The following is a 19,526-nucleotide window of genomic DNA, read 5'->3' as shown; positions in this document are numbered from 1 at the left end:
GCCGCTGACCGCTACGACGCCACCTCAGACTCGGTGTTCGCCGCCGTGGGAGCGAGGATGATGATCGCCGCGCCGACGAGCGCGATCGCCGAGCCGACCCAGTCCCAGACGGTCGGCTTGAAGCCGTCGACGATGATGCCCCACGCGAGCGATCCGGCGATGAACACCCCGCCGTACGAGGCGAGCACACGTCCGAAGTTCGCGTCAGGCTGGAGCGCCGCGATGAACCCGTACGCACCGAGAGCCATCACGCCAAGCACAGCGAAGACCCAGCCACGGTTCTCCTTCACGGCCTGCCAGATCAGCCACGCGCCGCCGATCTCGGCGACGGCGGCGAGCACGAAGAGGATGCTGATGCGCAGGACGGTCATGCACTCAGTGTGGCAAAGGCCGCCACTTGAGCGGGCAGACCTGCCGCGACGCGCCCGGGCGACACCCGTGAGCTCCGATTCCGCCGGGGTAGCGTGAGCGGATGATCAGACCACTGGCGCGCTGGATCCTCGCACTCGCACTGGGTGCGATCGGCATCGTCCACTTCACGAGCACCCGCGGTTTCCGCGTCGTCGTGCCTGACTGGGCGACTCGGGCCACTCGTCTCGACAAGGAGGCGATCATCATCGCGTCGGGCTCCGCGGAGGTCGCCCTCGCCGCCGGGCTGCTCCTGCTGCCGAACGAGAGACGGCGTGTCGGAATCGCCACCGCCGCGTTCTTCGTCGCCGTGTTCCCGGGAAACGTGCACCAGTGGCGCACTCAGCGGTCCACCCCGGGGCTCGACACCGAAGCGCGGCGTCTGGGACGACTCTTCCTCCAGCCTCTTCTCGTCGTCTGGGCGCTGTGGGCGACGACTGAGGCGGCTCGACCGCGGAGGCGCGCGGTGCCTCGTATCCGCTGAGCAGCCGGCAGCGCAACCCCGCCCACTCGTTCCGTCCACCCCGTCAGAATGGAGCCATGGCCTCTCCCTCGCTCGTCTGGCTCCGCGACGACCTTCGACTCGCCGACAATCCGGCGCTCAGGGCGGCGATCGATCGCGGTGAACCACTGGTCGTGCTGTTCGTCCTCGACGAGGAGTCCCCCGGCATCCGACCGCTCGGCGGAGCCGCACGCTGGTGGCTCCACCACTCCCTCGCGTCTTTGGACAACGCGCTGCGGGAACTCGGCGCCACTCTGACGCTGCGTCGAGGTCCTGCCGAACGCGTCGTCCGCGAGACCGTCGCAGACTCCGGCGCGACTGCCGTCTTCTGGAACCGGCGATACGGGGGCGCCGAACGCGAGGTCGACACCGCGCTCAAGGCGGCGCTGCGCGCGGACGGCCACGAGGTCACGTCGTTCCAGGCGTCGCTGCTGCACGAACCGTGGACGGTGAAGACCGGCGGCGGCACCCACTTCTCGGTGTTCACGCCGTTCTGGCGGGCATGTCTCGCCCTCCCCACGCCGCGAGCGCCCCTCCCTGCGCCCCGGAGTCTCGCTGGGGTGCCCCAGCCCCCGGCGTCCGACGATCTCGTCGACTGGAATCTGCTGCCGACCCGCCCCGACTGGGCCGGCGGACTCCGCGACGCCTGGGAGCCCGGTGAGCCGGCGGCCAGAGCTCGGCTGCGTACGTTCCTGCATGACGACATCGGCTCGTACGATCGCGCGCGGGACGAGCCGTCGGCGGGCGCGACGTCACTGCTGTCACCGCGTCTACGCTGGGGCGAGCTGAGCCCGTTCGCCGTGTGGCACGCGGCGGTGGAGGCCGATGGCGCGGCCGGGTTCCTGTCGGAGTTGGGCTGGCGCGAATTCGCCTGGCACACGACGTTCCACGCACCGGACATCGCTACGAAGAACCTCCGTCGTCAGTACGACGCCTTCCCCTGGCCGCGGCTCAAGCCGGCGGAACTCGAGGCGTGGCAGCGCGGCGATACCGGGATCCCGCTCGTCGATGCGGGGATGCGCGAACTGTGGCACACGGGTTTCATGCACAACCGGGTGCGCATGGTGACGGCCTCGTTCCTCGTGAAGAACCTCCTGATCGACTGGCGGCGCGGCGAGGAGTGGTTCTGGGACACCCTGGTCGACGCCGACGGCGCGAGCAACCCGTTCAACTGGCAGTGGGTGGCAGGATCCGGCGCCGACGCCGCCCCGTACTTCCGCGTGTTCAACCCCGAGCTGCAGGCGAAGAAGTTCGACCCGCACGGCCTGTACATCTCGGAGTGGGCGTCGGATGCCCCGACAGAGCCGATCGTCGATCTCGCGGCCACCCGCAAAGCGGCGCTCGCAGCGTACGAGGTCGTCAAGCGGTCGTCCCCGGTCTCGGGGTGACCGCCGCCGGTGACGGCTGCGCCCCGTCATGGGACAACAAAAAACCCCCGGAGAACCGGGGGTTTTGTCTGTGCGCGATACTGGGATCGAACCAGTGACCTCTTCCGTGTCAGGGAAGCGCGCTACCGCTGCGCCAATCGCGCCCGTTGGGGCTATTCAGTTACTGAGAGGTGGCGACGGGATTCGAACCCGTGTAAACGGCTTTGCAGGCCGGTGCCTAGCCGCTCGGCCACGCCACCGTGTGGATTGACCCCACGTGCCGAAGGCCTTCCGAAGAAGGCCCCTGCACTTGAGCGGATGACGAGACTCGAACTCGCGACCCCAACCTTGGCAAGGTTGTGCGCTACCAACTGCGCTACATCCGCGTTGTTCCCGGTTGTTGTCCCGGGCACTTATGAAACATTAGCCGATGATCGGCGACTGTCCAAACCGAAACCGAATCTCGCGCGTGTCTCGCAGGGTGGTCAACTTGGCCTCCGACGGTCGGGTAGTATCGGTTGACGTACCCCGCAGGTATGGGCGATTGGCGCAGTTGGTAGCGCGCTTCCTTCACACGGAAGAGGTCATCGGTTCGAGTCCGGTATCGCCCACCACAGAACCCCGCGCATCTGAGATGCCGCGGGGTTTTCTCATGTCGCGAGGGCGCGGGAGCCAGCGCCGATCTTTCGATTGCTAGCGTTGCGGCATGCCCACCCTGCTCGACGACTTCCTCTCCGGAGATCGCGGACGCGTGATGCACGCGGTGTGGGAGACGATCCGCTCGCGGGATGCCGCGACTCTCGACCCCCTCGTCGCCGCGCTTCCGCAGCTCCGGCGCGAGGCGACGAGGCTCGATCTGGGCGGGATGATCTATTCGAACAACGCCCATCTGGCGCACGCGCTCACCAAACTCGAACAGTATCGCGACAGGGAGTGCTGGTGCGCCGCTTACCCCGGGCTGCTCACGAATGACCCCGAGAAGGAACAGGCGCTCGGCCACGTCAGCATCCTCTCGACGAGTGATCCTGGCTGGTCGATGACCTATGTCACCGAATGCGCCGTGTGCGGGAGGATGTTCGATGTCGAGCAGGGGGACCATCACTTCATGTGGTGGAGATGGGTGCCGCGCGGGGTGAAGAGAACCCGCGGAGAGGTCTGACGTCGGTGGCCGGCGGTAGCGTTCCGACCATGCCGCGCACTCCGCTCCCGAGCCCTTGTCCGCTCTGCGGCCATGGAGACGCGGTGCGCGTGACCACCGCGCTGCTGTGCGACTGGTGCGGGTGGCGTTACGGCGACTCCCCCGACCCCGACCTCCCCCGCCCGGTGGTCGAGGTGGTCTATTACATCCGCTACGACCGTCGGGTGAAGATCGGCACCAGTCGCCGGCCGCGTCACCGACTCGCGAGCATCCGCCACGACGAGCTCCTCGCGTTCGAGCCGGGTGGCCGTGCGGTGGAGCAATCGAGACACCGCGAGTTCGCCGACATCCGGGAGGGCGGCGAATGGTTCACCCTCACCCCGTATCTCGCGGCCCACATCGACGGACTGCGCACGCTGGACGACCCCTGGCAGCTCTACGCGCGCTGGGTGGCGGCGGCATTGCAGAACTGAAGCCCCGCACAGGGCCGACGTTCCGTGCGGGGCTTCAGAGTTCGTACGCCATCAGACGCGAGCGGTGGCCTTGACCTTCGCGGGCTGCGGCTGCGAGAACAGCACGACCACGATCACGGCGACGCCGACGACCACGTGCGGCACCCAGACGTTCGGCGCCCCCGTCGAGAAGCCGAAGATCCACGGCGACAGCGCCAGGAACAGGCTCGCGACGATGTCGAACACGAGGTGGACGGGCATCGGGATGACGCCGAACGGCCCCCATTCGTACTTCGTGAAGAGGCTGTAGACGATGAGCCCGATTCCGAGCACGATCGGGATGATCACGGCGGGGCCGCCCATGCTCGCGAAGCCGAAGAGCCACGGAGCGGCGATCAGCGCCACTCCGACGATGTAGTCGAGAATTCCATGGACCTTGGTGGGGATGAAACGCATGATTCCTCCTGTGGTGTCGTCGCATCCTGCGACTCACAGACTGTTCGCAGCCGTTCGTCGAACGGATTGCGACCTGGTCACACGTGTCGGGGCTTCAGGCGGTCGCCCAGCCGTATCGTCGAGCCAGAGCCGAAGCGACCTCCCCGTAGCGCGATCGGTCGAGCACCGCGGCCTCACGGCGCAGTCCGCTCTCGTGCACGCTGTACAGCAGCTCGATGTCGACCCAAGACTCCCGTCCCTGCGCGTCCCAGCCGCCGGAGCCGATCGACAGATAGTCGCGGTCGCCGTCGTGCGCCTTGCTCGTCATCCGCACCGCATAGACACGTTCTGCGGATTCGCGCCCGATCACGAGCACCGGCCGATCCTTGCCTCGACCGTCGTTCTCCTCGTAGGGCACCCAGGTCCAGATGATCTCACCCGCGTCAGGGGCGCCGTCCCGGTCGGGCGCGTAGCCGATGCGGAGGTCATCGATCCGGTCGGGGTCGACCCGCCGTGTCTCGGTGCCGCGCGACGCCGCTCTCGACGCCCCTGAGGCGGAGCGGACCTCCTCGGAGGTGCGCAGACGCGAGACCGGGCGTCTCGGACGAGTTTTCGTCCGAGACGCCCGGTCAGATCCCAGTGCTGTGAAGAGGATCTCCGCGAGTCGTGCCAGGATGCCGTTGGTGTTGCTCACACGGTCACCCTAACGGCAGTTCAGGCGTCGGCCAGCGCGTAGCCCTCCTCGCCGTGGACGACCTGGTCGACACCGGCGATCTCGTCTTCGCTCGTGATGCGGAAGCCGATCGTCTTCTCGATCGCGAAGCCGATGATGAAGGCGACGACGAAGGAGTAGATCAGCACACCGAGCGCTGCGATCGCCTGGACGGCGAGCTGACGTGCGTCGCCTCCGACGAACAGACCGGTCTCGGTGGCGAAGAAGCCGAGGTACAGCGTTCCGATGAGGCCACCCACCAGGTGGATGCCGACCACGTCGAGCGAGTCGTCGAAGCCGAGACGGAACTTCATCTCGACCGCCAGCGCGCAGACGATACCGGCGACGGCACCGAGCAGCAGCGACCATCCGGGCGTCAGGTTCGCGCAGGCCGGGGTGATGGCGACGAGACCGGCGACCGCGCCGGACGCTGCACCGACCGAGGTTGCCTTGCCGTCCTTGATGCGCTCGATGAGGATCCAGCCGAGGATCGCGGCCGCCGTGGCGCCGAGGGTGTTCAGGCCGATGAGTCCGACGCCGCCCATGTCCTCTGCGAGCCACTCCGCGCCGGCGTTGAAGCCGAACCAGCCGAACCACAGCAGCGCTGCGCCGAGGAGCGTCAGCGGCACGTTGTGCGGCTTGAGGATGCCCTTCTGGAAGCCGATGCGCTTGCCGAGGACGATCGCGAGGGCGAGAGCCGCTGCGCCGGCGTTGATGTGCACCGCGGTACCACCGGCGTAGTCGATGACGCCGATGCCGCTGTCCTCACCGAACAGCGTGGTGCCGAGGTTCATGATCCAGCCGCCGCCCCAGACCCATGCGGCTACGGGGAAGTATCCGACGGTGGCGAAGACACCGGCGAAGATGAGCCAGCTGCCGAACTTCGCGCGGTCGGCGATGGCGCCCGAGATGAGCGCGACGGTGATGATCGCGAAGGTCGCGCCGTAGGCGACTCCGAGAAGTGCGACGTTCGAGCCCTCACCGGCCGCGAGGCTCGAGAGACCGAAGTCGGCGAAGGGGTTGCCGGCGAATGCCGTCGGGCTGTCGACCGCGCTCATCGAGAATCCGAAGAGGATCCAGAGGACGGCGACGAGACCGATCGAGCCGAAGCTCATCATCATCATGCTGACGACGCTCTTGGCCTTGACGAGACCGCCGTAGAAGAAGGCGACGCCGGGCGTCATGAGCAGTACGAGGGCGGTCGCGGTGATCGCCCAGGAGATGTTGCCTGGAGCATCCATAGTCAAACCTCACATTCGGGAAACTGAGAGCTTCAGTGTGACGAGGCCCGATTTCCGGAATGCGTGAGGTTTGTTGCGGTGGCGTTACAGAGACGCCGCGTGTGTGAACACTGCGTTACGCGACACTGCGATCCGCGTGTGTAAGTGCATTGAGTCTGGAGACAGCGCGCAGGTATTTCTTGCGGTATCCCCCGTTCAGCATCTCTTCTGCGAAGACCTGGTCGAGGCTCACACCGGTGGCGACGATCGGGATCTGCGCGTCGTACACGCGGTCGACGAACGCGACGAAGCGCAGAGCCTCGGACTGATCGGTCAGGACCCGCACGTCCCGCAGGCCCACGAGATCCAGCTCGGCGATGATCCGCAGATACCGCGAGGGGTGCACCCGGGCCAGGTGACGGATGACGTCGGCGAAGGAATCGTCGGATGCGTTTCCGTGCCCCGCCCCCTCGTCGATCGCGCGGGCATAGGAATCGTCGTCGCTCACGACGGCGTGCCCGTCGAGCGCCCGCTGGCGGAAGTCGACACCGTCGATGCGGATCGTCTGGAAGCTGTCGGACATCGCGTGGATCTCTCGGAGGAAGTCCTGTGCGGCGAAGCGGCCCTCACCCAGTGCGTTCGGCGGAGTGTTCGAGGTCGCCGCGAGCTTGGTGCCGGTGGGAACCAGCTCACCGATGAGCCGAGTCATGACCATGGTGTCGCCCGGGTCATCGAGTTCGAACTCGTCGATGCACAGCAGGTCTGCACCCTTGAGCAGGTCGACGGTGTTCTTGTAGCCGAGCGCACCGACCAGAGCCGTGTACTCGATGAACGAGCCGAAGTACTTCCTGCGCGCGGGCATCGCGTGATAGATCGACGCCAGCAGGTGGGTCTTGCCGACGCCGAATCCGCCGTCGAGATAGACGCCCGGCTTCGTCTCCGGCTCCTTCTTGGCTCGGCTGAAGAATCCGCCCCGCTTGAGCGGAGCACCGCGTCCGGCGAACCGGATGAGCGTCTCCTTGGCGTCCTCCTGCGAGGGGTAGGCCGCATCGGCACGATAGCTCTCGAACGTCGCACCGTCGAACTGCGGCGGCGGCACGAGGCTGGCCAGCATCTCGGGACCGGTGACGGTCGGCTGTCGATCTGTCAGGTGCACGATGCCCGTGCGGCTGGGCGTGTCGGTCATCACGGTCCTGTGTCGGGGGCGCACCTGTGTCGAAGTCTTACGAATCGGGTGCAGGGCGCACGGCGTGGATCTATCGTCGAAGTATCGGCTCCACATTACGCCGTCGTCCCCTGCATCATCGCCGCTCACCGTCTGAGGAGATCCCTGTGGCCATCGAGTTCGACACCACTTCGTCAAAGTTCGCCGAGTACGCCGAGCCCGGCCGTCTCGTGAGCACCGAGTGGCTGGCCGAGCGCCTCGGCACACCGGGCCTGGTCGTCGTCGAATCCGATGAGGACGTGCTGCTGTACGAGACGGGCCACATCCCCGGCGCCGTGAAGGTCGACTGGCACACCGAGCTCAATGATCCCGTCGTGCGCGACTATGTCGACGGCGAGGGCTTCGCGAAGCTGCTCAGCACCAAGGGCATCTCCCGCGACGACACCGTCGTGATCTACGGCGACAAGAACAACTGGTGGGCCGCCTACGCGCTCTGGGTCTTCTCGCTCTTCGGCCACGAGGACGTTCGGCTGCTCGACGGCGGACGCGATCGCTGGATCTCCGAGGGCCGCGAGATCACCCGGGACGCCCCGCAGATCACGCCGACGGAGTATCCCGTGGTCGAACGCGACGATTCGGAGATCCGCGCATACAAGGAGGATGTCCTCGCTCACATCGGCAGCCCGCTGATCGATGTGCGCTCTCCCGAGGAGTACAGCGGTGAGCGCACCACCGCACCGGCCTACCCCGAAGAGGGAGCCCTGCGCGCGGGGCACATCCCCACCGCCCAGAGCGTGCCGTGGGCGAAGGCCGTGGCTGAGGACGGCGGCTTCCGGTCGCGGGCCGAACTCGACGCGATCTACCGTGACGGGGCCGGACTCGCCGATGGCGACGAGGTCGTCGCGTACTGCCGCATCGGAGAGCGCTCGAGCCACACGTGGTTCGTCCTCAAGCACCTGCTCGGATTCGAGAACGTCCGCAACTACGACGGCTCGTGGACCGAGTGGGGCAGCGCGGTGCGGGTCCCGATCGTGACCGGCACGGAGCCCGGATCCCTCTGATCGTGGGAGAATGACAGGGATGAGCACCACGCACGTTCCTGAGACCCTCGCCGAGATCCGCGACGGATTCCTCGAGACCCCCGAGGCGGATCGACTGCTGCTCCTGCTGGAGTACTCGGACGAGCTGCCGGAGGTCTCCGAAGAGGTCGCGAATCACCCCGAGATGTGCGAGCGCGTCGCGGAGTGCCAGTCACCGGTCTACATCTACGTCGAGGTCGCCGACGGAATCGTGACCATGCACGCCACCGCCCCGCCCGAGGCGCCGACCACGCGCGGATTCGCGAGCATCCTCGTGCAGGGCATCTCCGGCCTCACCCCTGACGAGGTTCTCGCGATCCCCGACGACTATCCGCAGTCGATCGGTCTCACCCGCGCGGTGTCGCCGCTGCGCATCGGCGGCATGACCGGCATGCTGATGCGCGCCAAGAAGCAGGTCATGCAGAAGCGCTGAACCCCTGCGCTGCGAGCCATCCGGTGATGGCATCGCTCCACCCTGCCTGGTCGTAGTTCCAGATCTTGGTGTGCCGGGCGACCGTGAAGCGGGGCATCGTGACCAGGTCGGGTCTGGCCTGCTCGAGTGCGTGCGATGCATCGGCGGGCACGAATCCGTCGTCGTCGCTGTGCAGGATGAGGATGGGCACCGACAGCTCGTCGGCGCGCGACACCATGTCCAGGCTGTCGAACGGGATCGCGTTCTCCGCGCCGCTGAGCCGCGCGGTGAACGGGACGGACAGTGCGCCCATCGCGAGGTCCGGCAGCGGTGCGTGCATGCCGGACTCGCGCGCTTGGAATCGCAGCACGCTGCGCCAGTCGATCACCGGCGACTCGAGGATGAGACCGACGATGCGGTCGCGGTTGCCCGAGTTAAGGGCGGTCTGCATCGCGACCGCTCCGCCCATCGACCATCCCATCAGGATCACTCGATCGGCGCCGTGTCGGAGCGCATACGACACCGCCGCATCGACGTCGCGCCACTCCGAAGCCCCCAGAGCGTACGCACCGCTTCGGCTGCGCGGCGCCTCACCGTCGTTGCGGTACGAGACGACGAGGTTCGGGAAGCCCGCGGCATGCAGCACGGGGACGGCACGAAGGCACTCGGCTCGGGTGACCCCTCGTCCGTGGACCTGGATCACCCACGTCGAGGAGTCGGCCGGGAACAGCCAGGCGGGGCATGGCCCGGCCGGGGAACCGATGAGCACGTTCTGCGAGGGCAGGTGGAGCTCGCCGGGAGTGGAGTAGTACCAACCGCTGAACGCCGCGCTCCTGTCGACGCGGGCGCCCGGTTCGATCTGCGTCAGCAGCTTGCGCCTCACGGTGGTGGCATCAGCGCTCAGCACCGCGCCGAGCTTGACGTAGCCATACGTCCCCGAGGTGAAGAGCCCGTATCGACCCGGGAGCTCGGTGTCCCGCGTCCGGGTGAGCTCGATCGTCTGCGCTCCGGTGTCGACGGCGAGGATCTCGACGTTCGCCGGTCGCTTCGCCGGCATGACGACCCGACGGGCGACGCTGAAGACGAGCAGAGCCAGCGCCGTCCCCAGAGCGAGCAGAGCAGGGACAAGGAGTGCAACGGCGTGCCTGAGACTCTTCATCGCTTCCTGACTCTAGCCTGTTGCCGTGACCGCACACCCCGATGCCGGGACGATCTTCGACGCCGCCGTGGCTGAACTGCGCGACATCGCCTTCCGCTCAGACATCACCATCCGCGAGATAGCGACGCCGCAGGGCCTCGCTCCGCACGCCCTCGCCCTCGCAGCAGACGTCCGCCCGGACGACGGCGGAGAGTCGGCATACGGGACGGGACGTTTCGTTCTGCTGCATGATCCCGACAACCCGGCCGCATGGGACGGCGACTGGCGGATCGTGATCTTCGCCCAGGCGCCGCTCGAGACCGAGATCGGCACCGACCCCCTGCTCGCCGACGTCACGTGGTCCTGGCTCGTCGATGCACTCGACTCGAGAGGCGCCGGCTACCACTCCGCGTCGGGCACGTCGACCAAGACCCTGTCGAAGGGGTTCGGCGGACTCGCCGACGAAGGAGACGGCGCACAGATAGAGTTGAGGGCGTCCTGGACACCCGAGGGCCCCTTCACACCCCATGTCGAGGCCTGGGTCGAACTGGTCGGGATGCTGGCGGGTCTTCCGCCCGGTTCCGAGGGCATCGCCGTTATCGGCGCGCGAAAGGCAGCACGTGACTGAATACTCCGTGATCTCCGACGTCTCGGAGTTCCACGCGGCATGCGCCGCACTGGCCGCAGGAACCGGGCCTGTCGCCGTGGACGTCGAGAGGGCATCCGGATTCCGCTACTCCCAGCGCGCCTATCTCGTGCAGGTGTTCCGCCGCGACGCGGGGGTCTTCCTGTTCGACCCTCCCGCTCTCGGCGACTTCAGCCCTCTGCAGCAGGCCATCGGCGACGCCCTGTGGGTGTTCCACGCCGCCAGCCAGGATCTTCCGTCTCTGCGCGAACTCGATCTGCTCCCCCACACGATCTTCGACACGGAGCTCGCATCGCGACTGCTGGGTCATGACCGAGTCGGACTCGCCGCGGTCGTCGAGAACACGCTCGGCATCACGCTCAAGAAGGAGCACTCCGCGGCGGACTGGTCGACCAGACCCCTTCCCGCTGCATGGCTCGAGTACGCGGCACTCGATGTGCTGCACCTCATCGACGTCTACGAGGCTCTGGAGGCGGAGCTCGAGGAGCAGGGGAAGACCGAGTACGCGGCCGAGGAGTTCGCCGCCACGCTCGCCCGACTGCCGAAGCCTCCTCGCGAAGACCCCTGGCGACGACTCAGCGGACTGCACCAGGTGCGCGGCGCGCGGAACCTCGCGGTCGCTCGCTCGCTGTGGCAGGCTCGCGAGAGCTTCGCCCAGGATCAGGACGTCTCTCCCGGCCGTCTGGTGCCGGACCGGTCGCTCATCGCGGCCGTGCTGGCGAACCCGCAGAGCAAGCAGGCGCTCGCGGGGATCAAGGAGTTCCAGGGCCGAGCGAGCCGCACCCAGCTCGACCGCTGGTGGCAGGCGATGATCGACGGACGTGCCACGGAGGAGCTTCCCCGGGAGCGGGTTCCCAGCGATACGCTGCCGCCGCCGCGAGCCTGGTCCGATCGCAATCCGGAGGCCGACGCGCGACTCAAAGCCGCCCGCCCGGTCGTCGAGGCCACGGCCGAGGAACTCGGGATGCCGACCGAGAACCTGCTCACCCCCGATCACCTGCGCCGTGTGGCGTGGGATGTACCGGGAACGACGCCCGAGGCCATCGGCGAGGCACTCGCCGCACTGGGTGCCCGCCCGTGGCAGATTGCACAGACTGCACAGAAGATCGCGGACGCCTTTGTAGAGGCGGCGCAAACGCCCGACGAGGCGTCCGCACCGGCTTCGTAGGTTCGATCCAACCGATTCCTCCCCGTTTCCGGCCCTCCATAGACTGAGGCCACCGCACAAACTTGGAGGCAGAGTGGCCGAGATCTCGGACGTCTTCTTCGTCGATGGAGTGCGCACCCCCTTCGGGCGCGCCGGCGAAAAAGGCATGTACTGGAACACCCGCGCTGATGACCTCGCCGTCAAGGCGACCATCGGCCTGATGGAGCGGAACGCAGCCGTTCCGGCCGACCGCATCGACGACGTCGCCATCGCCGCGACCAGCCAGACCGGAGACCAGGGCCTGACCCTCGGGCGCTCCGTGGCGATCCTCGCAGGACTCCCGCAGACGGTGCCCGGACTCGCCGTCGAGCGCATGTGCGCGGGAGCGATGACGAGCGTCACCACGATGGGAGCATCGATCGGGGTCGGCATGTACGACTTCGCGCTCGCTGGCGGGGTCGAGCACATGGGTCACCACCCGATCGGCGGCAACGCCGACCCCAACCCGCGATTCGTCGCGGAGCGCATGGTCGACCCCGGCGCTCTGAACATGGGTGTCACGGCCGAGCGCATCTTCGATCGCTTCCCGCACCTCACCAAGGAGCGCTCCGATCGATTCGGCATGCTCAGCCAGCACAAGGTGCAGGCGGCGTACGACGCGGGCAAGATCCAGCCGGATCTCGTGCCCGTCGCGACCAAGACCGCCGACGGCGCATGGGGCCTGGCGACGGAGGACGAAGGTCGTCGTCCGCAGACCACCATGGAGGACCTCGCGGCCCTCAAGACTCCTTTCCGCCCGCACGGCCGTGTGACCGCCGGAACCTCGTCGCCCCTCACAGACGGCGCCACGATGTCACTGCTCGCCGGAGGCGGCGCGGTCAAGGAGTTCGGTCTCGCGCCGAAGATGCGCATGGTCTCGTTCGCCTTCGCAGGCGTGCAGCCGGAGATCATGGGAATCGGCCCGATTCCCTCGACCGAGAAGGCCCTGAAGAAGGCCGGACTCACGATCGCCGACATCGGCCTGTTCGAGCTCAACGAAGCCTTCGCCATCCAGGTGATCTCGCTGCTCGACCACTTCGGCATCCCCGACGACGACCCCCGCGTCAACCAGTGGGGCGGCGCGATCGCGCTGGGCCACCCGCTCGCGGCATCCGGCGTGCGTCTGATGATCCAGCTCGCGGCGCAGTTCGCCGAGCGACCCGATGTGCGCTACGGCCTGACGGCCATGTGCGTCGGTCTCGGACAGGGCGGCTCGGTCATCTGGGAGAACCCGCACTTCGACGGTAAGAAGAGGAAGTAAGCCTGATGGCCCACTCGATTTCCGAGCAGTACGCGAACGTTGACTTCTCCCCCATCCAGGCGCTCACCGACGGCGAGGTGATCACGCACTCCCCCGTGCGTGACATCCGTCTCGCCTCGGGCAAGGTGCTCGCACTGATCACCCTCGACAACGGACGCGACCACACGCGTCCGAACACTCTGGGGCCGGCGACGCTCACCGCCCTCGGTGAGACGCTGGACGGCCTGGCCGCTCGTGCGTCAGCCGGCGAGATCCAGGCGGTCGGCATCACCGGCAAGCAGTACATCCTGGCCGCCGGCGCCGATCTCTCCGACATCAGCAAGGTCGGGTCGCGGGACAACGCTCGCCTGATCGCGCAGCTCGGCCACAAGGTGCTCGGAAAGTTCGGGGAGCTCGGCGTTCCGTCGTTCGCCTTCGTGAACGGACTCGCACTCGGAGGCGGACTCGAGATCGCACTCAACTCGACCTACCGCACGGTCGACGCCTCCGCCGCGGCGATCGCACTCCCCGAGGTCTTCCTCGGCATCATCCCCGGCTGGGGCGGCGCCTACCTGCTGCCCAACCTGATCGGGATCGAGAACGCCCTCGAGGTGGTCATCTCGAACCCGCTCAAGCAGAACCGGATGCTGAAGCCGCAGCAGGCGTTCGACCTCGGCATCGTCGACGCGATCTTCCCCGCCGCGAACTATCTCGAGAACTCGCTCGCGTGGGCGGACGCCGTGCTCGGCGGCAAGAAGGTCGAGCGCAGGAACGAGCCGGGCAAGATCGAGCGACTCACGAAGTGGCCGATCGCCATCAAGATGGCACGCGGCATGCTGGAATCGAAGATCGGCACCGTCCCGAAGTCGCCCTACGCCGCACTCGACCTGCTCGACAAGGCAAAGAGCGGCACCAAGGCGGAGGGCTTCGCCCGTGAGGACGAGGCGCTCGCCGAACTCGTCACGGGCGACCAGTTCGCAGCATCCATGTACGCCTTCGACCTCGTGCAGAAGCGTGCGAAGCGTCCGGTGGGAGCCCCCGACAAGGCACTTGCGAAGAAGGTCACGAAGGTCGGCATCATCGGCGCTGGTCTCATGGCGAGCCAGTTCGCCCTGCTCTTCGTGCGCAAGCTGCAGGTGCCGGTACTCATCACCGACCTCGATCAGGCGCGCGTCGACAAGGGCGTGGCCTACATCCACGAGGAGATCGGCAAGCTCGAGGCCAAGGGCCGCCTGGATGCGGACTCCGCGAACAAGCTGCGCGCGCTCGTGACCGGGACGACCGACAAGAACCTCTATGCGGACTGCGACTTCGTCATCGAGGCCGTGTTCGAGGAGGTCGGCGTCAAGCAGCAGGTGTTCGGCGACATCGAGAAGATCATCGCCGAGGACGCGATCCTGGCGACCAACACCTCCTCGCTCTCGGTCGAGGAGATCGGCGCGAAGCTCGCTCACCCCGAGCGCCTCGTCGGCTTCCACTTCTTCAACCCGGTGGCAGTGATGCCGCTGATCGAGATCGTCAAGACACCGATGACCTCGGAGGCGGCGCTCTCGACCGCGTTCGTCGTCGCGAAGAATCTCGGCAAGAACGCGGTCCTCACCGCCGACGCGCCGGGCTTCGTCGTGAACCGTCTGCTGGCCAAGGTCATGGGCGAAGCGGCTCGCGCGGTGTACGAGGGCACCCCGATCACGGATGTCGAGAAGGCCTTCGCGCCCCTCGGACTCCCGATGGGTCCCTTCCAGCTGATCGATCTCGTCGGATGGAAGGTCGCCGCCCACGTGCAGGACACGATGGCGCACGCGTTCCCCGACCGCTTCTACGCGAACGAGAACTTCCACGCTCTCGCGGAGCTCGACGCGGTCATCGAGAAGGACAAGGGCGGTCGTGTGACCGGTTGGACGAAGCAGGCCGAGAAGCTGCTGAAGCCCGCTGTCGGCAAGACGCCCGCGTCGGCCGAGACGATCCTGCAGCGGGTGCAGGACGGCCTTGCGAGCGAGATCAAGATGATGCTCGACGAGGGCGTCGTACCCGAGGTCGAGGACATCGACCTGTGCCTGATCCTCGGCGCGGGCTGGCCCTTCATCGATGGTGGGGCTTCGCCCTACCTCGACCGCGAGGGCGCCTCGCAGCGCGCGTTCGGCGGAGAGTTCCACACTCCGCAGATCCGCGGCATCGAGCACCGCTGAGCTGAAGCTCTGGGGGCCGCCGTCCGGCGGCCCCTTTTCCGTGTCTACGGTGCAGGACGCTCGTCGAGCTCACCGGAACGCGGCCAGAACGACATCGCTCTCTCAGCGAGCGCGGTGATCGTGAGCGACGGATTCACCCCGGGATTCGCGGGAACCGCTGCGCCGTCCATGACGTGCAGCCCCGGGTGACCCCACACCCGGTGGAAGGGGTCGACGACACCGGTCTCGGGCGCCCCAGAGATCACCGCTCCGCCGAGGAAGTGGGCGGTGAGCGGAATCCCGAAGATCTCGGGCCAGGATCCGCGAGGCTCGGCGGCGACCCCGCCGTCCTTCTCGACACGCGCGGCGATCGCCGAAGCCGCGCGATGAGCCTGCGGAAGATGACTGGGGTTCGGTGCGCCGTGCCCCTGCGCGCTCGTCATGACCATCCGCCCGAATCTGCGCCGGAGCGACAGAGTGAGCGAATTGTCCAGGGTCTGCATCACGAGTGCGATGATGCCCCGTTCGCTCCAACGTCGGAGCGAGCCCAGGCGAAACTGACGGATCGGTGCGCGGACGACCTGGCCCAGCACACTCACGAGACGGCCTCCGAGACCTCGGTCGCCCGGCACCATCAGCGATGCGAGGGCCCCCATCAGGTTCGATCCCGGCCCGTACCGCACATTCTCGACGTGAGTGCTCTCGTCGATGTGGAACGAGGTCGTGATCGCGACACCGTGCGCGAGTTCGAGGGACGCCGGAACGGCGACGGCGACGGCACCGTCGAGAGCCTCGGAGTTGGTCCGCGTCAGGCGACCCACCGCATCGGAGACCCGTGGAAGGGCCCCGGACAGCTTCATCCGATGCAGCAGCTGTTGCGTGCCCCAGGTTCCCGCGGCGAGCACCACCTGACGCGCGCTCACGGTGCGACGGTCGCGCCGGAACCACGCTCCGCTGCGCTCCGTCGTTACGGCGAAGCCGCCGTCTGCCAGGGCGCGCACCTCGGTGACGGTGCGCAGCGCTTCGATGACGGCGCCTCTCCTCTCGGCCAGCGCCAGGTAGTTCTTCATGAGCGTGTTCTTCGCGCCGACGCGGCATCCGACCATGCAGTTGCCGCAGAGAGTGCATCCGGTGCGGTCCGGCCCCTCCCCACCGAAGAAGGGATCGGGCGTCCGAACTCCCGGCGCGCCGAACCAGACCCCGACCGGCGCGTGTCGGAATGTGCTTCCTACGCCGAGATCTTCGGCCGCTCCTGCCATGATGCGCTCGACGGGTCCGGAGTGCGGGTAGCGCTCGACCACTCCGAGCATCCGCTTCGCCGTCGCATAGTGCGGCGCCAGCTCCTCCTCCCAGTCTGCGAGAGCACCCCACTGCGGATCCGCGAAGAACGCTCCGCCGGGCTGGTACAGCGTATTGGCATAGTTGAGAGACCCTCCGCCCACGCCCGCCCCGGCGAGGATCATCACGTGCGGCAGGCGATGGATGCGCTGGATGCCGAAACAGCCGAGCCTCGGTGCCCACAGATAGCGGCGGACGTCCCAGCTGGTCTTCGCGAAGTCCTCGTCCTCGAAGCGTCGGCCCGCCTCGTACACGCGGACACGGTAGCCCTTCTCCACGAGCCGCAACGCAGCGACCGATCCGCCGAACCCCGAGCCGATGACGACGACGTCCTCGTCGAAGTCCTGGGCGTGGTGAGGAGAAGCCGACCTGTGGTTCACGGTGTCCCTCCGGCACCCGAGGGGACGAGGACGGCCAGCGCGGAGCGCCGGATTCCGATCGTGCACTCATCTTCGGCGATGCGCTCTCCGTCGGCATAGACGACGAGTCCCGGCGCGCTCACCGTCACGGTGCGAGCCTGGCGCCGCGTCACCTCCGGTCGAGCGAGATGCACTCCGCGCAGCAGGAGCGGGAACAGCCGCAGCAGGCGGAGCCGGGTCAGCGGCGCGACGTGCACGATGTCCAGCATCCCGTCGTCCGCGGCGGCGCCCACGCAGAGAGGCATGCCACCTCCGTAGCTCGGCGTATTGCCCACGGCGACGAGCGTTCCCGGCACGTGAACCGGCTCCGCGCCATCGAGGGAGACGGTGAAATCCATCGGCCGCAGTCGCACGAGCTCCACGACCAGCGCCAGGTAGTAGCGCAGCACGCCGCGCGGCCAGCGCAGCCGATTGGTCCGATCGCTCACCTTCGCATCGAAGCCGAGGGCGGCGATCGTCAGGAACAGATCGACGCGGTCGGCGGCGCGGACTTCGCCGACATCGATCGTGCGCGGGATACCCGTCAGAGCGAGCTCGGCCGCAGCGACCGCGTCGCGACGCGGCAGGCCCAGGGCTCGAGCGAGGTCGTTGCCCGTGCCCGCAGGCACCAGGACCACCGGAACCCCCGCAGCGCAGACCACGTCGAGTATGCCGGACAGCGTGCCGTCTCCGCCCACCACGACGAGCACCCCCGGGCGCGCGTCGAGCGCCCGAGTCGCCAGGAGCCGACTCGATGCTGCCGACTCTCCTGTGTAGGCCCGCACGTCCGCTCCTCGGGATCGCAGGTGCGCCACGGCGACCTCGGTCTCTCGGGCACCACGACCTTTTCCTGCGAACGGGTTCGACAGCACCGCGATGTGCTCAGCCACGTCCGCGCGACCGATCCGACGAGATGACCGCTCCCGGGTTGAGGATCCACGTCGGATCGAGCTCCCGCTTGATGGCCGCGAGGATTCGCACCCCCGTGTCTCCGATCTCCTGCTCCAGCCAGGCGGCATGATCACGACCGACCGCATGGTGATGGCTGATGGTACCGCCCGCCGCGAGCAGCGCATCGTTCACGCGTCGCTTGATCTGCGTCCAGGTGTCGAGCGGTTCGGATCGGAGGTTCGCGATCACCGTGAAATACAGCGAGGCTCCGGTGGGATAGACGTGCGAGACGTGGCACATCACGTACGACCGGGCGCCGGCATCCTCGAATCCTGCGCGAAGAGCCGACGTGACCGCCGCTCTGAGGTGCAGCAGGTTCGACCAGGTGGTCGCCGTCTCGAGCGTCTCGCAGAACACTCCTGCATCCAGCAGCGAGTCGCGCAGATACGGACCGTCGAAGCGCCCGGAGAGCCACCCCTCTGCGGCGCCCTCACCCGACGAGATCCCACCGGCCGCCGCCAGGATCGCCGATGTGCGCCCCCGACGCTCGGCGATGTCGTCTCCCTCATAGACGGTGACGAGGCTCGCGCCCTTCGCGAGGGCCCGCCCGATCCGACCGACCTGGGCGAGGCTGACCGCCGTCTCGGCTTCATCCGACAGACGCAGCACTGTCGGGCCGCCACCGTGCTGCGTCACGCGGCGCAGTCCATCGACGCCCTGCGTGAAGTCCGCAAAGGTCCAGGCTTCGAAGAGGCGGTCACGCGGTACCGGATGAACGCGCACTCTCACTTCGGTGATGACGCCGAAGATGCCCTCCGACCCCAGGAAGACGCGGACGAGATCGGGCCCGGCTGAAGATCCCGGCGACCGTCCGAGCTCGATGTCGCCGGTCGGCGTCGCGACTCTCAGCCCGGTGACCATGGAGTCGAATCGCCCATGCCCTGCCGAGTTCTGACCTGACGAGCGTGCAGCGGCGAACCCTCCGATCGTGGCGTACCGGAAGCTCTGGGGGTAGTGACCGAGTTCGAACCCCCTGGCCGCGAGCAGAGCCTCAGCATCCGGCCCCGTCGTTCCGGCGGCGAGAATCGCTTCGCCGCTCGCCTCGTCGAAGTGGATGAGGCCCGAGAGCCGGCGCAGATCCAGGCTGACGACAGCGCGGTGCGTGCCGCGTTCGGGATCGAGAGCGCCCACCACGCTCGTCCCACCGCCGAACGGGATCACGGCTATCCTCCGGTCGACGCACGCCCGGAGCACCGCCGCGACCTCATCGTGGGTTCCCGGCAGCACCACCGCGTCAGGGGAAGTCTGCTGAGGTCTACGGCGCCGGAGAAGGTCCGGCGTCGAACGTCCCCCGGCATGGCGGATGCGCGTCTCGCTCGAGATGTCGATGTGCTCCGCGCCGACGACGGCGGCCAGTCCCTCGAGATCGTCCTCCTGGAGCGACGACGGCGCGAGCGCCACCTCGGCGAGTTCCACGGGCGTCGCGGGCCTGTGCACGCGACCGAGCAGCAACGGCAGCATCATCCGGACGGCGCGCGGCAGATCCGACGCCCTGGCGGGATCGCCCCAGCCGTTCCATCGCATCTCCGTCGTCACGGCAACCCTGCCGTTCTCTGAGCCCATGCGTTACAGTG

Annotated in this window: 19 protein-coding genes and 4 tRNA genes; 11 read left to right on the top strand and 12 right to left on the bottom strand. The window is 67.7% G+C overall.

Annotated features, from left to right (window positions below; translation table 11 throughout):
- Window positions 1-11 precede the first annotated feature (11 nt).
- The gene (locus tag ACZZ93_RS01825; protein WP_053096200.1) at window positions 12-371 is read right to left on the bottom strand and encodes a YnfA family protein; all 360 of its coding nucleotides are present in this window, start codon (window positions 369-371) and stop codon (window positions 12-14) included.
- 101 nt (window positions 372-472) lie between these two features.
- Here ACZZ93_RS01825 and ACZZ93_RS01820 point away from each other — a divergent pair, with 101 nt between their 5' ends.
- Window positions 473-892: a DoxX family protein gene (locus ACZZ93_RS01820; protein WP_463510363.1), complete on the top strand. Its 420-nt coding sequence runs from the start codon at window positions 473-475 to the stop codon at window positions 890-892.
- Window positions 893-948: 56 nt separating this feature from the next.
- On the top strand, window positions 949-2,298 hold the full coding sequence (locus ACZZ93_RS01815; protein WP_463510362.1) for a cryptochrome/photolyase family protein: 1,350 nt from the start codon (window positions 949-951) through the stop codon (window positions 2,296-2,298).
- 71 nt (window positions 2,299-2,369) lie between these two features.
- Here the strand turns inward: ACZZ93_RS01815 and ACZZ93_RS01810 are convergent.
- From ACZZ93_RS01810 to ACZZ93_RS01800, 3 genes are all read right to left on the bottom strand, one after another.
- Window positions 2,370-2,441: transfer RNA gene (locus ACZZ93_RS01810), tRNA-Val, on the bottom strand.
- Window positions 2,442-2,466: 25 nt separating this feature from the next.
- Window positions 2,467-2,537, bottom strand: a tRNA-Cys gene (locus tag ACZZ93_RS01805).
- A gap of 53 nt (window positions 2,538-2,590) precedes the next feature.
- Window positions 2,591-2,663: transfer RNA gene (locus tag ACZZ93_RS01800), tRNA-Gly, on the bottom strand.
- 152 nt (window positions 2,664-2,815) lie between these two features.
- Between ACZZ93_RS01800 and ACZZ93_RS01795 the strand changes: the two genes are divergently transcribed.
- From ACZZ93_RS01795 to ACZZ93_RS01785, 3 genes are all read left to right on the top strand, one after another.
- Window positions 2,816-2,891, top strand: a tRNA-Val gene (locus tag ACZZ93_RS01795).
- A gap of 92 nt (window positions 2,892-2,983) precedes the next feature.
- Window positions 2,984-3,436 carry a hypothetical protein gene (locus ACZZ93_RS01790; RefSeq protein WP_463510361.1) on the top strand — a complete coding sequence of 151 codons (453 nt, stop codon included), beginning with the start codon at window positions 2,984-2,986 and terminating at the stop codon, window positions 3,434-3,436.
- An 83-nt stretch (window positions 3,437-3,519) separates the two neighbouring features.
- Window positions 3,520-3,888 carry a GIY-YIG nuclease family protein gene (locus ACZZ93_RS01785; protein ID WP_463510360.1) on the top strand — a complete coding sequence of 123 codons (369 nt, stop codon included), beginning with the start codon at window positions 3,520-3,522 and terminating at the stop codon, window positions 3,886-3,888.
- A 51-nt stretch (window positions 3,889-3,939) separates the two neighbouring features.
- Here ACZZ93_RS01785 and ACZZ93_RS01780 read toward each other — a convergent pair whose 3' ends face one another.
- From ACZZ93_RS01780 to zapE, 4 genes are all read right to left on the bottom strand, one after another.
- Window positions 3,940-4,323, bottom strand: coding sequence for an SPW repeat domain-containing protein (locus ACZZ93_RS01780; RefSeq protein WP_463510359.1), 384 nt, complete (start codon window positions 4,321-4,323; stop codon window positions 3,940-3,942).
- Window positions 4,324-4,417: 94 nt separating this feature from the next.
- The gene (locus ACZZ93_RS01775) at window positions 4,418-4,996 is read right to left on the bottom strand and encodes a type II toxin-antitoxin system PemK/MazF family toxin (RefSeq protein ID WP_083569336.1); all 579 of its coding nucleotides are present in this window, start codon (window positions 4,994-4,996) and stop codon (window positions 4,418-4,420) included.
- Between the two features lie 20 nt (window positions 4,997-5,016).
- Entirely contained in the window at window positions 5,017-6,255 is a 1,239-nt protein-coding gene (locus tag ACZZ93_RS01770) for an ammonium transporter (protein ID WP_053096211.1), read from the bottom strand.
- 115 nt (window positions 6,256-6,370) lie between these two features.
- Window positions 6,371-7,420, bottom strand: coding sequence for a cell division protein ZapE (gene zapE, locus ACZZ93_RS01765; protein ID WP_056278794.1), 1,050 nt, complete (start codon window positions 7,418-7,420; stop codon window positions 6,371-6,373).
- 146 nt (window positions 7,421-7,566) lie between these two features.
- Between zapE and ACZZ93_RS01760 the strand changes: the two genes are divergently transcribed.
- Window positions 7,567-8,460, top strand: coding sequence for a sulfurtransferase (locus ACZZ93_RS01760; protein ID WP_463510358.1), 894 nt, complete (start codon window positions 7,567-7,569; stop codon window positions 8,458-8,460).
- Between the two features lie 19 nt (window positions 8,461-8,479).
- Window positions 8,480-8,911, top strand: a complete 432-nt coding sequence (locus ACZZ93_RS01755; RefSeq protein WP_053096218.1) for a SufE family protein — start codon at window positions 8,480-8,482, stop codon at window positions 8,909-8,911.
- Here the strand turns inward: ACZZ93_RS01755 and ACZZ93_RS01750 are convergent.
- A complete protein-coding gene (locus ACZZ93_RS01750) occupies window positions 8,895-10,049 on the bottom strand; it encodes an alpha/beta hydrolase family protein (protein ID WP_056278797.1) in 1,155 nt (384 codons plus the stop codon). The two genes, ACZZ93_RS01755 and ACZZ93_RS01750, sit on opposite strands and share 17 nt — an antisense overlap.
- Window positions 10,050-10,074: 25 nt before the next feature.
- On the opposite strand from ACZZ93_RS01750, the gene ACZZ93_RS01745 reads away from it, so the two are divergent.
- The 4 genes from ACZZ93_RS01745 (at window position 10,075) to ACZZ93_RS01730 (ending at window position 15,286) form a co-directional block, all read left to right on the top strand.
- Window positions 10,075-10,656: a DUF3000 domain-containing protein gene (locus ACZZ93_RS01745; RefSeq protein ID WP_056278798.1), complete on the top strand. Its 582-nt coding sequence runs from the start codon at window positions 10,075-10,077 to the stop codon at window positions 10,654-10,656.
- Window positions 10,649-11,842: a ribonuclease D gene (locus tag ACZZ93_RS01740; RefSeq protein ID WP_463510357.1), complete on the top strand. Its 1,194-nt coding sequence runs from the start codon at window positions 10,649-10,651 to the stop codon at window positions 11,840-11,842. Before ACZZ93_RS01745 ends, ACZZ93_RS01740 begins: the two co-directional genes overlap by 8 nt.
- Before the next feature lie 73 nt (window positions 11,843-11,915).
- Window positions 11,916-13,121, top strand: coding sequence for a thiolase family protein (locus tag ACZZ93_RS01735; RefSeq protein WP_463510356.1), 1,206 nt, complete (start codon window positions 11,916-11,918; stop codon window positions 13,119-13,121).
- Window positions 13,122-13,126: 5 nt separating this feature from the next.
- Window positions 13,127-15,286, top strand: a complete 2,160-nt coding sequence (locus ACZZ93_RS01730; protein WP_463510355.1) for a 3-hydroxyacyl-CoA dehydrogenase NAD-binding domain-containing protein — start codon at window positions 13,127-13,129, stop codon at window positions 15,284-15,286.
- A gap of 44 nt (window positions 15,287-15,330) precedes the next feature.
- Here the strand turns inward: ACZZ93_RS01730 and ACZZ93_RS01725 are convergent, their stop codons facing one another.
- The 3 genes from ACZZ93_RS01725 to ACZZ93_RS01715 are packed head-to-tail and all read right to left on the bottom strand — an operon-like array spanning window position 15,331 to window position 19,515.
- Window positions 15,331-16,983: a GMC oxidoreductase gene (locus ACZZ93_RS01725; RefSeq protein WP_463510354.1), complete on the bottom strand. Its 1,653-nt coding sequence runs from the start codon at window positions 16,981-16,983 to the stop codon at window positions 15,331-15,333.
- A complete protein-coding gene (locus ACZZ93_RS01720; protein ID WP_463496943.1) occupies window positions 16,980-17,891 on the bottom strand; it encodes a YegS/Rv2252/BmrU family lipid kinase in 912 nt (303 codons plus the stop codon). Before ACZZ93_RS01720 ends, ACZZ93_RS01725 begins: the two co-directional genes overlap by 4 nt.
- Complete coding sequence (locus tag ACZZ93_RS01715; protein ID WP_463510353.1) at window positions 17,884-19,515, bottom strand: FAD-binding oxidoreductase; 1,632 nt, start codon at window positions 19,513-19,515, stop codon at window positions 17,884-17,886. The genes ACZZ93_RS01720 and ACZZ93_RS01715 overlap by 8 nt, the downstream gene beginning before the upstream one ends.
- Window positions 19,516-19,526 lie beyond the last annotated feature (11 nt).

It is taken from the genome of Microbacterium sp. AC026 (genome assembly GCF_979258475.1).
Note: the sequence above shows the minus strand (reverse complement) of the source record. Positions and strands in the feature narration are given on the sequence as shown.